The sequence below is a fragment of the Fodinisporobacter ferrooxydans genome, assembly GCF_022818495.1.
GTDB lineage: Bacteria > Bacillota > Bacilli > Tumebacillales > MYW30-H2 > Fodinisporobacter > Fodinisporobacter ferrooxydans.
Genome location: NZ_CP089291.1, coordinates 2,473,174 through 2,487,011 on the forward strand (window position 1 = coordinate 2,473,174; position 13,838 = coordinate 2,487,011).

Consider the following 13,838-nt stretch of genomic DNA (forward strand, 5'->3'; position numbering starts at 1 on the left):
AGTGCCGGATTACCGATTTATGGATTTCATGGCACCTTCCGGATAACGTTCACCGGTTGCTGCACCATATGGGAAAATTGCGTGAATTTGTTCCAATTCTTCATTTGAAAGGGTTACGTTCAGAGATCCCAGGTTGTCCTCCAAATATTTTCTCTTTTTGGTTCCTGGGATCGGAACGATATCCTGACCTTGTGCCAACAGCCATGCCAATGCAATTTGTGCCGGAGTACAGCCTTTTTCCTTTGCAATCTCTTGGACTTTCTGAACCAGATCCAGATTCTTTTGAAAGTTTTCACCTTGAAAACGCGGGGAGTTTCTCCTGTAATCGTCAGTCGGCAAATCGTCGAACGTTTGGAATTGTCCTGTCAAAAATCCGCGGCCTAAAGGACTATAGGGAACAAATCCGATGCCAAGCTCCCGGCAAGTCGGCAGTATTTCCTCTTCTACATCTCTTGTCCAAAGAGAATATTCGGTTTGTAATGCAGTGATGGGATACACTGCATGTGCCTGGCGGATGGTAGCGGCAGATGCTTCCGAGAGCCCTATGTATCGAACTTTGCCTTCCCGTACCAAGTCGGCCATAGCGCCAATTGTTTCTGCAATCGGAGTGTTGGGATCGACTCGATGCTGGTAATACAGATCGATATGATCAATACCCAGTCTGCGCAGGCTTGCTTCACATGCGGATTTGACATATTCCGGGCGGCCGTTGACTCCCAAAAATTCTCCCTTTTCATTTCGGACATTCCCGAATTTGGTCGCCACTATGACTTGATTTCTCTGCCCTTGGATGGCTTTTCCCACAAGCTCCTCGTTTCTGCCAACTCCATACATATCAGCCGTATCAAGGAACGTCACACCTAGCTCAATTGCCCGATGAATGGTAGCGATGGATTCACTGTCATCTCGACCGCTATAGAAATCGGACATTCCCATACAGCCAAGTCCAAGTGCCGACACTTGCAGCCCTGTTTTTCCAAGTACTCTTGTTTGCATCGCAATTACCTCCCTATGTATACAGATGTATTAATTGTATCATTATTCCTTTTGTATAGGTACTTCTACTGCATTTGGCAGTGTATTGCCCGCACTGCTTTGATTAACTGCTTTGGTTGTCGATAAAAAATGCAAACATGCTTCATGATATTTTTATAGGAATATTTGATAAAAAACGATACACTTGTATAAGGAGAACATGTACAGAATATACTTTAGGGTCTATTAACAAGGGAATGTTTTGTTGTGATGTACGAGCATCGAAATGTTCAAATTTCCAAATGGCGAACTGTCGATCTCAAAGTAAGCGCTATCTCAGAGTAGTTAGGAGGGAGAGTCATTTGCCCATTACGCCCCTTATTTTAAAAGCATCGATTGTAATACTTGTTTCAGCCATTCTTCAAGCAAGCACGGGTTTTGGATTCTCCATTCTCTCAACTCCTTTCTTGCTGTCTTTTTTTCCGGCGCGCGATGCGATTCAAATCAGTTTGCTTTTTACATTGCTTATATCACTAGGCATGTTGCGTTCTACCTACTCGGAAATCGATAAAGTTTTGTTGAAGCGTTTAAGTTGGAGCAGTATCGTCGGAATTCCTTGCGGCATCGTTGTTTTCTGGTTGATTTCTTTAATTTGGATAAAATGGTTATTGGCTGTTGCGATTTTAGGTTCTACTCTGTTTTTGGTTCTCCAAAGACAGATTGCAAGATCACGAAGGAAGGATGTCATTGCAGGATTTTTAAGCGGATTGTTGACTACCAGTGTGGGTGTTCCAGGTCCTCCGTTATTGATTTACATGACAGGCAGCAGTATGGACAAAGCGATTGTTCGAAGTACCACTTTAACTTTTTATATCGTTGTTTATTCCGTCGGGATTATCAGCGAATGGGTTACAGGGGGATTTACCGCTCATCTCTTGGCAACAACCATTTTTTTATTGCCTTCGATGTTTTTAGGGATATGGATTGGGAAATATGTATTTCTTCGTTTTACTCCCGTTGTCTTTCGAAGGACACAACTTGCGATCCTTTTATTTACCGGCTTGTATCTGCTTTTTTCCATCCTTTCGTCCACGTTCGCTGCAGCGGCCTGAAACCATGGGCGTTGCGAAAAGGACAACTGGATGACGAGCATGATTGGATAGGATCGGGCTGGAATTTTGAATTGCTAAAATCAATTGAATCGATTACCATTTTATAGTATAGTTGCTGTTCATATTCATTTGTGTTTTACAAGTAGGAGGAACGGATCAGATGGGAATCACCATGAAAGACATTGCCCGCGAGGCAGGTGTATCTGTTGCAACTGTTTCGCATGTGATTAACAAGACAAAGCATGTATCTGCAGAAAAACAGAGGCGTATTCTCGAAGTCATTGGAAAATTGCAATATTCCCCGAATATTGCCGCGAAAAATTTGAAAATGCAAAAAACCAATACTGCTGGTTTGGTTGTTTCCAGTTTTCTCGATTCGTACGTAACAAGTATTGTAAATGGGGTAGGAAACCGCGCCCGTGAACTCGGGTATAATTTGTTATTCGTGAATACAAATGAACAACAACAATATGAGGAAGAAGCTGTCCGCGTTCTAAGTTCAAATGCTGTAGATGGAATGATCTTGTCACCTACAACGAGCAACCTTCGTTATCTCGGCAATTTTCTGGAGAAACAATTGCCGATCGTTTTTATCAACCGTTACGATCCACATTTTCCGGAGATACCAAGAGTTACTGCAGATGATTTTCAAGCTGGATATGACGCTGCTTTTCACTTATTGGGACATGGACATACAAAAATAGGCCTTGTTCTGGCGGTGCCCAATGTGACATCTACCGTCAACCGGATCGCAGGATATAAAGCAGCGCTTCTGGAAAAGGGCATTTCTTTTGACGAAAGTTTATTGGAAATCGGTTATGCAACTGTAGACGGGGGATTGAATGCGGTGAAGTCGCTGCTGAAACGTGAACCGCAAATTACCGCATTATTTACTTTGAGCGACTTAATGACAATCGGCGCCGTTAAAGCCCTCAATCAGCTTTCCTTGCGTTGTCCGGAAGATATCGCTATCATCGGTTTTGGCGATTTTGAAGCGGCAGCAGCGATGTATCCACCGATTACAAACGTAAATCCTCCGCATACGATCGGGCAAACTGCTTTTGATCTTTTACTCAATAAGATGCAGAATTTCAAATATACCAAACATATTCAATTGCCCGTATCCTTGATTATACGAAAGTCCTGCGGTTGTTAATTTAAACGTTTTTCTAAATAGGCAAGCAATATAACCGCAGATAATATGAAAAAGCGAGAAATATTGAAAAAACAAAATAATAACGGCCCTGATTACAGATAAATTTGATAATTCTCTGTATTTTTCTGAAATTTCAATGTTTTTGTAAGTTGTAATGCATTTTTTCAAATCATATACTTGAATCAAGTTAAACGTTTTAATTTTTCTTTTCCTCAAAGAACTGCCTCATGTGTATGAAGTCGAATGGATATTTTCAGTAGAAGAAATGCAGTATGTATGTTTGTATTCTACAACATGAAACCGCTTACTGATTCCCCTTTTCTATTACATTTCAATCTTGCATCTAAGAGATACCTTGCCAGTGCTACAGCATGAATCGATTTCTTTATTTATCATCATCATGTTTCAGGAAGAGAATACGAGGAGGGAATTTTATGAATTCGCCAGTGGAAATCGTTGATAAAAAAGAGGAGCTGTATCAGCGGATCAGGCGAAAAGCACAGATGTCGAGAGCAGAAGTTGTCCGGCTTATCGCTTTGGCAGGGAGCGGCCATTATGGATCCTCATTTTCCTGTGCAGAGATTTTTGCCACTCTGTATTATCACGTTATGAAGTATGATTCCAAAAATCCAAAGTGGAAAGAACGGGATCGGTTTGTTATGGGAAAGGGTCATGCGGCTGTCGGATTATACCCCATACTTGCGGACGTCGGATTTTTTCCAAAAGAAGAACTGGATACGTACACGGAGATCGGCAGCGCTTTTGGCGATCATCCCGACATGAATAAGATACCTGGGATTGATTTTAGCTCAGGGTCTCTTGGACACGGGATTTCCGTTTGCGTAGGAATGGCTTTGGGCTCCAGAATGGATGGATTGCAGAACCGCATTTTTTGTCTGCTTGGCGATGGAGAGATACAGGAAGGTCAAGTTTGGGAAGCGGCGATGAGCGCCGGGAATTTCCAGCTGGGAAACTTGGTAGCCATTCTCGACAACAATAAAGTGACTGTAGACGGGTTCACCAAAGACCTTATGAACATTTATCCCATACGCGAAAAGTGGGAAAGTTTTGGCTGGAATGTAGTGGAAGTCAATGGGCATGATGTTCCTGCATTGGTGGCAACATTTGATGCTCTTCCTGCTCCTTTGTCGGAAAAACCGACAATCGTCATTTGCGATACGATTTCCGGAAAAGGCGTTTCATTCATGGAACATACATTTGAATGGCATGTAGCAAACCTGGCGGATGAAGATATCAAAAAAGCGCTTTTAGAAATCGAGAGGGAGGTTAAGTAATGGCTGTTCAATTGCAATCGGAAAGCTGGGAGTTGTTTGGCAGCTTAAAATTGGCAAAACAGCTAACGGCAGGTGAAACTCTGGCCCGCTTAGGTGATGAACATCCCGAGATTGTTGCACTGTGCGCGGATCTGGGCTACCCCACACGATTGGCCGATTTCGGCAAAAAATTTCCTGATCGATTCTTTGATTTTGGGATCGCCGAAAAAAACATGGTTTCCGCCGCTGCCGGGCTTGCCGCAACAGGGAAAATACCATTTGTTGCAACGTATGCATCGTTCTTGGGGCTGTTATGTTGCGAACAAATACGTACAGATGTGGCATATCCCAATCTCAATGTGCGATTGATCGGAACGCATACGGGCATTGCAATGGGCTTCTATGGATCGTCACATCATGCGACGGAAGATATCGCGATTCTTCGTTCCATGGCGAATATGGCGGTTATTTCTCCGGCCGATGGAGTCGCATTCGCACAAATGATTGAAGAGTCTGTCGCTTCCTATGCCGGACCGATTTATTTTCGCGTCAGCCGCGGACGGGAAGAGACGGTTTATACGGAAGGCCGTCCCGGGAATAAAATTGGCAAAGCAAATGTTTTGCGTGAAGGAAGGGATATCACAATCATTGCCTGCGGTATTGAAGTGAAAGCGTCCCTCGATGCGGCGGAATTTCTGGCGAACCAAGGGATTCAAGCGAGAGTGATCGATATGCATACGATTAAACCGCTGGATCTGGATGCTGTCTTGGAAGCGGCGCGGGAAACAGGGGCAATTGTAACGGTTGAAGAGCACAACATTCTTGGCGGACTCGGCGGGGCGGTTGCGGAAGTTTTGATGGAATCGGGAATCTCTTGCAAGTTTAAGCGTCACGGTATTATGGATCAATACGCATTAATCGGAAAACCGTATCATTTATATAAACACTACAAACTGGATGGCAATGGAATTGCATCTGTCGTGAATGACTTTTTGAGTCGATAGCAAACGAGTAAAAATCTTACATAACATACGAGGTGGATGAGCATGAAAGATCGTATCGCAATTGTCACTGGCTCCGGATCTGCGAGGGGGATTGGAAAGGCTGTCGCAACAGAGCTTGCGAAGCGGGGGGCAATCGTAGTGATCGCGGATATCCATTTGCAAGGGGCCGAAACGGTTGCTGCTGAATTTAATGACAGCGGTTACAAAGCAGTTGCCAGACATTTGGATGTTACGTCCAGAGAAAGTGTAGCTGCACTCGTCGCAGACATTGACCGCGAGTTTGGGAAAATCGATATTCTTGTCAACAATGCCGGAATTACTCGACCATCACGGATTCTGGAGATTACCGATGAAGAGTGGGATTTGATTTTTGCTGTAAATATGAAAGGCGTATTTTACTGTACGCAAGCGGTGCTGCCAGGAATGATCGCACAGAGATATGGAAGAATCGTCAACCTGTCTTCCGTGTCCGGCAAACGTGGCGGCGGAGTATTCGGCGGCTCCCATTATTCCGCGGCAAAAGCGGGAGTATTGGGGTTTGCCAAGGCAGTTGCGCGGGAAGTGGCGGAGTATGGAATCACGTTAAATTCTGTGACGCCCGGTTTGATTGATACAGATATCACCGGTGGACTGATGACACCTGAACGCAGAGAACTGCTCAAGCAGGAGATTCCCGCCAAACGCTTGGGTACAGCCTTTGATGTGGCTGCCGCTATTGCATTCTTGGCTTCAGAAGATGCCGGGTATATCACAGGTGAGGAAATCGATATCAATGGCGGATCCCATATGGATTAAAACTCCACTTTTTGAACACGCGCCAATAGTAAGATGGAAAATATATAAGGGGGAATGCAGGATGATAAAAAAATTGGTTTCAATGTTGTCAGCAGTTGCCTTAACTGTCAGCTTGGTGGGATGCGGCAGCAGCAGTACGACATCAGCGACAAGCAGCGGGAATACCGCCTCCGGTTCCGGGAATCCGATCGTTCTAAAACTAGGCCATGGAGCTGCTACGGATAATCCCAGACATTTGGCGGCAGAGAAATTTGCAGAACTGGTAAAAGAGAAAACACATGGAAAAGTAGAGGTGCAAGTATTTCCAAATGAGGTGCTAGGCAGTGAACCGCAGATGGTCGATGCGGTCAAACTCGGCACATTGGATATGGCATTGGCCGATACGGGGATTTTCGCTTCCATGTCGCCGAAAATGGCTGCGATCAACCTGCCGTATCTTTTCAAGGATTATAATTCCGCTTACAAAGTGTTGGACGGCCCGCTCGGCAAAGACATGGCAGCTCCGTTAGAGCAAAATAATATTCATTTGCTGGCTTATTGGGAAAATGGGTTTCGCGAAATTACCAACTCCAAACATCCGATTCACACACCTGCAGATTTATCAGGATTAAAAATGCGGGTTCCGGAGATTCCTGTTTCAGTCGCTACGTTTAAAGCGCTTGGCACCAATCCGACACCGATGGCGTACGGGCAATTGTATACGGCATTGCAATCGAAAGTCGTTGATGGACAGGAAAACCCCTTAACGAACATTTACGCGTCGAAGTTTTATGAAGTTCAAAAATATCTGACAATGTCAAACCATCAATATAGTGCGTTGCCCCTCGTAATCAACAAGAAGAAATGGGATTCGTTTTCGCCTGATATTCAAAAGGCCATTCAAGATGCGGCAAATGAAGCAAGAGATTACCACAGACAATTGGTACAGCAACAGGCAAAAGATTTGGTAAGCAAATTAAAAGCGAAAGGCATGGTCATCAATACGCCCGATCAGGCTCCTTTCCGCGAAGCCACAAAAGATGTGTATAAACAATTTGCAGACAAAATCGGCAGTGGTTTTCTGAAAAAACTATTCGCACAAGCGGGGCAATAATCGATCCAAGCACTGGGGCGTTGCTTCGAAAGCAACGCCTTTATCCCCAAAATTCATTGTATTTCGAAGCGTCCTTTCCCTGTGTGAATCTATCGGTAAGGGTGATATTGTGAAAATCATATTTCAGAAAATCAGTGATTGGGCAAACCTATTGGCAGAAATGGTCGGGGTTATCCTATTTGTCGTATTGATTTTTGTGATCGGCGCTGAAGTTGTTGCACGGTATGTGTTTAACTCATCCTTTTCCTGGTCGGAGGAATTTGGAAGAATGGTTTTTGTTTGGATTATTTTTCTTGGGGCGAGTATCGGCTTTAAACGAGGAGCGCATATGGGGTTGCATTTTATTATTGGGCTGGCGTCGAAAAAGATCAAACAAATGATGAGTGCAGCGACGCTCTTTTTAAGCAGCGTATTTTTCCTGTTTATCATCATAGAAGGAATACAAGTTTCCATACAAATGATTCCACAGCTCACATCCGCCATGCAGATATCTGTCGCTTGGGAGTATAGTGCGATTCCTGTCGGCGCCTTGTTCATGCTGATTCACGTGCCCGCTTTATTGTACCAAATGGGAGAGGTAGGTGCCTCGAATGGTGTGGATTCTGCTGTGTAGCATTATCATTTTGTTTGGTCTTGGCATGCCTGTAGCGATCGTGTTGGGTCTGGGCACTACGATCGCTTTGATTTCCGGTGCACTGCCCATAGAAGTCATACCTACGCGTCTATTAAGCGGCGTAGACTCTTTTATTCTGTTAGCCATTCCGTTTTTCATGCTGGCAGGACAAATCATGGTGGAGGGAGGTCTGGCACAACGTCTCATTCGTTTTGCCGAACTGCTTGTAGGCTGGCTGCCTGGAGGATTGGGCATGGCTACGATTGCGGCGTCCGTAGAATTTGCCGACATTTCAGGATCTTGTACTTCCGATACGGCGGCGATCGGATCGATCATGATACCAGGGATGCAAAAAAGGGGCTTTTCATCGGGGTTTGCTGCCGCTGTGCAAGCGGCTGGAGGTTCTCTCGGCATGCTCTTTCCGCCGGCCATATCGTTGATCATTTATGGCGCCGTGACAAGTACTTCCATTGGAAGATTGTTTCTAAGCAGCATTATTCCCGGGATACTGATGGCATTGTCATTCATGGCAGTCATTTTCTTTGTTTCTAAGAAAAAACACTATCCTGTCGAGAAATTTCCCGGGTTCAAAGAAGCTTGGTCAATCTTTAAGGACGGAATCCTCGCGTTAATCGCACCTGTCATTATTCTTGGAGGCATTGTAAGCGGTGTCTTTACACCGACAGAAGCCGGCGTAGTGGCCGTGTTTTATGTTCTGGTCATAACTGGACTTGTCTATCGGTCCTTGACATGGGAGAGATTGCGCAAGGCATTTGTCGGCGCCATTATCACTTCATCCATGGTGGTGTTTATTATTGCAAATGCCAGCCTCCTGGCGTGGCTGCTCGTTACGCAGATGATTCCGCAGCAAATTAGCATGTTCTTGATCCAAACGATCCATAATCCAATCGTTCTCCTCATTGGTGTACAGATATTTCTTATTCTCATCCATACTGTTTTGGAAACCAATTCAACCATTATCGTAATTGTTCCGATTCTCTTGCCGATTTTGAATCAGATGGGAATCGACCCATATTTATTTGGCATCCTGTTGATGATGAATTCTGCTGTCGGCATTATCTTGCCGCCAATCGGGTTGAATTTATATATATCGAGTGGAATCGCAGGAATTTCTTTGGAAAGAGCGGCAAAAGAAATCATACCGTTTGCTTCTATTATCTTGCTCGATATTATGATTGTGATTGTTTTTCCGCATCTTGTTTCATTTCTCCCCAATCTCATTGGCGGATGACAAGTGAACGAATGACTTATGACGAGTAAGGGGTGAAATTTACGTGAGACGAAAAGTGTTTGTAACGCGGCGGCTTCCTGCTGAAGTACTCGATTTTATTGCTGCAAACTGTGAATTGCGGATCTGGGACCAAGAAGACATCCCCGTCCCCCGGGCGCTGCTTGAACAGGAAATCGCGGATGTCGACGGCCTGTTTTGTCTGATAACCGAAAACATCGATCGGGAATTGTTGCGTCGGGCGCAACATTTAAAAGTCATCAGCAATATGGCAGTTGGCTTCAATAATATTGATATTCAAGCGGCAACTCAGCAAGGGATTCTGGTGACAAATACGCCGGGGGTTCTGACAGAGACGACAGCAGATTTAACGTTTGCATTGCTGCTGGCTACTGCCAGACGTTTGGCAGAGGCGTCGAATGTCTTGCGAAGCGGGGATTGGAAAACATGGTCGCCCATGATGCTGACAGGCCAAGATATATTTGGGGCAACATTAGGCATTATCGGAATGGGGCGAATCGGTGAAGCGGTCGCAAAGCGTGGGAAAGGTTTCAGTATGGATGTTCTCTACTGCAACAGAACACGTAAAAGGGATGTTGAAGAGACACTGGGCGTACGCTATGCAGAACTTGAACAACTGTTGCGGGAATCCGATTTTGTCTGTGTGTTGGCTCCATATACTTCTGAAACAAAAGGACTTATAGGAAAAAAAGAGCTGGCACTCATGAAATCTAGTGCAATCCTGATCAATACTGCTCGTGGTGGAATCGTAGATGAACAAGCGCTCTATGAAGCATTGAAAAGCGGCGAGATATGGGCGGCCGGCCTCGATGTATTTGAAACGGAGCCGATTCCATTGGAGCATCCGCTGCTGCAATTGCCAAATGTCGTTGCGATTCCACATATCGGAAGTGCGAGCATAAAAACCAGAACGGCTATGGCGCAGATGGCGGCAAATCATCTCGTTCAAGGGGTGACAGGCAGAATTCCGCAACATATTGTCAATCGGGGAGTGTTGAAAGGTTAATTGCCGAGAAGAAGTAAGGTTCATGAAGAAAGGAAACCGGGAGCTATGCGTATCAAGAAAGCTTCTTACTTTAAAATCGGAGGGACCGTATGAGAGGACAAGTGGATGTAAAGTGGTTGGAACGAAAAGCGCATACGATCCGGTGTCATATTGTTGATATGGTCGAAAAGGCCCAATCCGGCCATCCGGGTGCCTCGCTTTCCGCTGTTGAGATCTTGACCGTTCTTTATTTTTCAGTACTTAATGTAGATCCCCAAAATCCGGATTGGCAGGACCGTGATCGTTTTGTTTTATCAAAAGGCCACGCAACGCCTGTCTATTATTCAATATTGGCAGAGAAAGGTTTTTTTCCCTTAGAAGAACTATCCACATTTCGCAAGTTGAATAGTCGGCTGCAAGGTCATCCGGATGTCCGAAAAACTCCTGGCGTCGATATGACCACGGGGTCTTTGGGGCAGGGATTTGGCAGTACGGTTGGCATGGCTTTGGCGTTGCGGCATAAAAAGAGCGCCGCATGTACGTATGCATTATTAGGAGACGGAGAGCTGAATGAAGGAGAAATATGGGAAGCGGCAATGATTGCTGCACATTATAAATTGGATAGGCTGGTTGCGGTCATTGATAAAAACGGAAAACAGGCGAGCGGATGTACGAAAGATATTCTCAATACGGCTGACTTGGCTGCCAAATGGGAAGCCTTTGGCTGGGATGTGACAGAAGTAGATGGCCATGACATCGAACAATTGGCAGATGGATTTTCGCAGGCAAAAGCCAACATAGGAAAGGGAAAGCCTTCTGTTATGATCGCGAACACTGTTAAAGGAAGAGGAATTTCCTTTATGGAACAAGGAAATGAATTTTATGGGGAAAAACTGACAGCAGATGAAATTGCACGTGCGAAACAAGAGCTCATGACGAGGGGGCTGGAATATGCTTGAAAATCCGAGTGCTGCGTATTGTGACGAACTCATTCAAATCGCGAATGAACGGCCGGAAATTGTCTTGATTACGGCAGATACGGTGGATATCATTGGACTTGGGAAATTTATGGAAATGCACCCGGATCGTCTGTACGATGTGGGCATCGCGGAACAGGCAATGACGAATATTGCCGCCGGATTTGCCAGTGTCGGATTCCTGCCGTTTGTTTCGGCTTTTGCCATGTTCCAATCGTTGCGTGCGGCTGACAACATTCGAAATGGCATTGCCTATCCTAACTTTAACGTAAAAATTGTAGCTGCCAATATAGGATTAAATGTCGGTAAAAATGGGGTGACACACCATGCTTTGGAGGATATCGCGGTGATTCGGGCCATTCCCAATATGATCGTCGTATCGCCTGCCGATGGGATTGCGACGCGCAGGCTCGTATGCGCGATTACGGAGGTAGAAAGTCCCTGTTATATGCGCATCGATAAAATTCCGATTCCGGTTGTCTATGATACACATGAAACGTTCGAATTAGGGAAGGGAAAACTGCTAAGAGAGGGCAAGAATGTTACACTAGTCGCTACCGGCTCCGCAGTTCATACAACGCTGCAAGCCGCAAGCATCTTGGTCTCCCGTGGTATCGACCCGACGGTCGTCGACATGCACACAATCAAGCCATTGGATGAGGATCTGATTGTCCGTTGCGCCAAAAGGACGCAAGCAGTCATTACGGTTGAGCCGCACAGCATTATCGGAGGTCTGGGAGGAGCGGTAGCAGAAGCGCTCAGCGCTCGATATCCAACGATTGTAAAAAGGATTGGAGTGGCCGATACGTTTACCGAATCCGGTTCGGCTGATGAGCTCAACAGGAAATATCATTTAGATGTGGAATCGATCGTTCATGAAGTGGAGCAGCTTGTCCAAGTAAAAGCAACAAGTATATAGAAATCGATTTAGAAATGGATATCGTTCTATTAAAAAAGAAAGGATCCAAGATATGTTCTTGGTTTCTTTCTTTTTTTAACGATAAAATCGGATCTGTCGATCTGTCGGTACAAAGAATTTCTGATACGAAGAATTTCTATTGATCAAAGTGGCTTGTTATTGTTTAATAAACGTGAAGACTCATGGGCTAACCGTTTCTCAAATGTTTTATGGACAGAAGTACAAGCATCAATGGATTATGAACAAACGTACAAGTATTTTAGAAATCCCAGGGAGAGAGAATATGAAATTCATTCGGTTCCGATGGAAAAAGCATTTCGCAGTATCATTACTGATCTTATCGAGCTTTTCTGGAGTCACATATGCGGATACAACCACAAGCACAACAACTGCTGCACCGTCCATCGAAAAAATGTATCTGGACGATCAGTCAAATCTTCACATTGTTACACATTCCGTTTTACCGGGTACCGTTGGTTTGGCGAGTGCGCAGCTGGTAGAGCCTAACCAAGGTACGGTTTTTACATTATTGAAATACGACAAAACATCGGATTCATGGATTCCGAGAAATGCGTTGCCATTGCAATACGGCGAGTGGAAATGCAAACAAATTCAACTGGGTTCCCAATTGTTAGACGGAAATTTCGTTTTTTATCGCAGCCCATCCCCCATTGCACATCCGTGGTACGTGGATGTAAATCATGTAAATGATACGGATTCGGTTCTTACGGGTTTTAGTGTGCCGGGAGCAACGATTACGGTCACGAAAAACGGACAAACATTGGGCAGTGGGACAGTGGGGGAAGATGGAACGTTTTCCATTTCCATTGGCAAACAACTTGCGAATTCACAGTTGCGTATTTTTGGGAAGAATGGCGGCAATCCGGTTGATATCGGTGTAACGGTTCAATCTACGGCAGCGGCCATTCCCTTGACGGTACATCCGTTTACAGAAGCGGATTGGGCAGTTCGCGGCAGTGTGACGGCTGGCTCTGCCGTTGTTGTGATCAGTGGTGATAAAACTCTCGGTACTGGCACCGCAAATTTAGATGGAAGTTTTACAATTAATATACCTGCACAAAAAGTGGGAACGCCATTCATGGTATATGCGAAAGATGCGACAGGCACGACGAGCGGATTACAGGAAATTGTCGTACAACCTACTGCGCCGGAAACGCAAGCGGGAAATACGAATTCAGCAAATACGCCGTCGGTTAAAGGAGCGGCAAATGGTGCAGCGGCACAATCTTCCATCATGCCACAGACGGGTGCAGCTGTCAAAGTCAGCGTAAATGGCAAGGCGCTGACCTTTGATACACCTCCTGTCATCGATGATAACTACACGCTGGTTCCCGTTCGTGGGATTTTTGAAGCGTTGGGAGCCAAGGTGGAATGGGAAAATGGAACCATCCGCATGTTTAAAGATACGCATACCGTGTTGCTGGAAATCGGATCAAAGACTGCCGCGATCGATGGGAAGATTGTCCAACTGGATATTGCGCCTAAAATTATCAATGATCGCGCGTTCGTGCCAGTACGATTCATCAGTGAAGCGTTTGGAGCAAAAGTCAGTTGGGACCCGATCAATCGAGAAGCAATGATTACACTGCAATGAACATGACAGGATCCGTTACAAACCCATCAACCCGTACCACTTCTGTGTAA

Annotated in this window: 13 protein-coding genes; 12 read left to right on the plus strand and 1 reads right to left on the minus strand. The window is 45.2% G+C overall.

The window, feature by feature from the left end:
- Positions 1-9: 9 nt before the first annotated feature.
- Complete coding sequence (locus LSG31_RS11790; RefSeq protein WP_347435306.1) at positions 10-996, minus strand: aldo/keto reductase; 987 nt, start codon at positions 994-996, stop codon at positions 10-12.
- A gap of 341 nt (positions 997-1,337) precedes the next feature.
- On the opposite strand from LSG31_RS11790, the gene LSG31_RS11795 reads away from it, so the two are divergent.
- From LSG31_RS11795 to LSG31_RS11850, 12 genes are all read left to right on the plus strand, one after another.
- The gene (locus LSG31_RS11795; protein WP_347435307.1) at positions 1,338-2,087 is read left to right on the plus strand and encodes a sulfite exporter TauE/SafE family protein; all 750 of its coding nucleotides are present in this window, start codon (positions 1,338-1,340) and stop codon (positions 2,085-2,087) included.
- Between the two features lie 160 nt (positions 2,088-2,247).
- Positions 2,248-3,243 (plus strand): LacI family DNA-binding transcriptional regulator, encoded by a 996-nt coding sequence (locus tag LSG31_RS11800; RefSeq protein ID WP_347435308.1) that lies wholly within the window; start codon positions 2,248-2,250, stop codon positions 3,241-3,243.
- A gap of 434 nt (positions 3,244-3,677) precedes the next feature.
- Positions 3,678-4,538: a transketolase gene (locus LSG31_RS11805; RefSeq protein ID WP_347435309.1), complete on the plus strand. Its 861-nt coding sequence runs from the start codon at positions 3,678-3,680 to the stop codon at positions 4,536-4,538.
- Positions 4,538-5,521 carry a transketolase family protein gene (locus tag LSG31_RS11810; RefSeq protein ID WP_347435310.1) on the plus strand — a complete coding sequence of 328 codons (984 nt, stop codon included), beginning with the start codon at positions 4,538-4,540 and terminating at the stop codon, positions 5,519-5,521. The genes LSG31_RS11805 and LSG31_RS11810 overlap by 1 nt, the downstream gene beginning before the upstream one ends.
- A 36-nt stretch (positions 5,522-5,557) precedes the next feature.
- A complete protein-coding gene (locus LSG31_RS11815; protein ID WP_347435311.1) occupies positions 5,558-6,316 on the plus strand; it encodes an SDR family NAD(P)-dependent oxidoreductase in 759 nt (252 codons plus the stop codon).
- Between the two features lie 61 nt (positions 6,317-6,377).
- A complete protein-coding gene (locus LSG31_RS11820; RefSeq protein ID WP_347435312.1) occupies positions 6,378-7,409 on the plus strand; it encodes a TRAP transporter substrate-binding protein in 1,032 nt (343 codons plus the stop codon).
- Positions 7,410-7,518: 109 nt separating this feature from the next.
- The gene (locus tag LSG31_RS11825; RefSeq protein WP_347435313.1) at positions 7,519-8,022 is read left to right on the plus strand and encodes a TRAP transporter small permease; all 504 of its coding nucleotides are present in this window, start codon (positions 7,519-7,521) and stop codon (positions 8,020-8,022) included.
- Positions 8,000-9,274 carry a TRAP transporter large permease gene (locus tag LSG31_RS11830; RefSeq protein ID WP_347439496.1) on the plus strand — a complete coding sequence of 425 codons (1,275 nt, stop codon included), beginning with the start codon at positions 8,000-8,002 and terminating at the stop codon, positions 9,272-9,274. Before LSG31_RS11825 ends, LSG31_RS11830 begins: the two co-directional genes overlap by 23 nt.
- A 43-nt stretch (positions 9,275-9,317) precedes the next feature.
- Positions 9,318-10,298: a 2-hydroxyacid dehydrogenase gene (locus LSG31_RS11835; protein ID WP_347435314.1), complete on the plus strand. Its 981-nt coding sequence runs from the start codon at positions 9,318-9,320 to the stop codon at positions 10,296-10,298.
- 89 nt (positions 10,299-10,387) lie between these two features.
- The gene (locus tag LSG31_RS11840; protein WP_347435315.1) at positions 10,388-11,236 is read left to right on the plus strand and encodes a transketolase; all 849 of its coding nucleotides are present in this window, start codon (positions 10,388-10,390) and stop codon (positions 11,234-11,236) included.
- Complete coding sequence (locus tag LSG31_RS11845; protein ID WP_347435316.1) at positions 11,229-12,173, plus strand: transketolase family protein; 945 nt, start codon at positions 11,229-11,231, stop codon at positions 12,171-12,173. The genes LSG31_RS11840 and LSG31_RS11845 overlap by 8 nt, the downstream gene beginning before the upstream one ends.
- 283 nt (positions 12,174-12,456) lie before the next feature.
- Positions 12,457-13,788: a stalk domain-containing protein gene (locus tag LSG31_RS11850; RefSeq protein ID WP_347435317.1), complete on the plus strand. Its 1,332-nt coding sequence runs from the start codon at positions 12,457-12,459 to the stop codon at positions 13,786-13,788.
- The last annotated feature ends 50 nt before the right edge of the window (positions 13,789-13,838 follow it).

Coding starts and splice junctions, on each gene's coding strand:
- LSG31_RS11790 (WP_347435306.1), bottom strand. CDS start 996: ATGCAAACAAGAGTACTTGGAAAAACAGGGCTGCAAGTGTCGGCACTT.
- LSG31_RS11800 (WP_347435308.1), top strand. CDS start 2,248: ATGGGAATCACCATGAAAGACATTGCCCGCGAGGCAGGTGTATCTGTT.
- LSG31_RS11805 (WP_347435309.1), top strand. CDS start 3,678: ATGAATTCGCCAGTGGAAATCGTTGATAAAAAAGAGGAGCTGTATCAG.
- LSG31_RS11810 (WP_347435310.1), top strand. CDS start 4,538: ATGGCTGTTCAATTGCAATCGGAAAGCTGGGAGTTGTTTGGCAGCTTA.
- LSG31_RS11815 (WP_347435311.1), top strand. CDS start 5,558: ATGAGCATGAAAGATCGTATCGCAATTGTCACTGGCTCCGGATCTGCG.
- LSG31_RS11820 (WP_347435312.1), top strand. CDS start 6,378: ATGATAAAAAAATTGGTTTCAATGTTGTCAGCAGTTGCCTTAACTGTC.
- LSG31_RS11830 (WP_347439496.1), top strand. CDS start 8,000: ATGGTGTGGATTCTGCTGTGTAGCATTATCATTTTGTTTGGTCTTGGC.
- LSG31_RS11840 (WP_347435315.1), top strand. CDS start 10,388: ATGAGAGGACAAGTGGATGTAAAGTGGTTGGAACGAAAAGCGCATACG.
- LSG31_RS11845 (WP_347435316.1), top strand. CDS start 11,229: ATGCTTGAAAATCCGAGTGCTGCGTATTGTGACGAACTCATTCAAATC.
- LSG31_RS11850 (WP_347435317.1), top strand. CDS start 12,457: ATGAAATTCATTCGGTTCCGATGGAAAAAGCATTTCGCAGTATCATTA.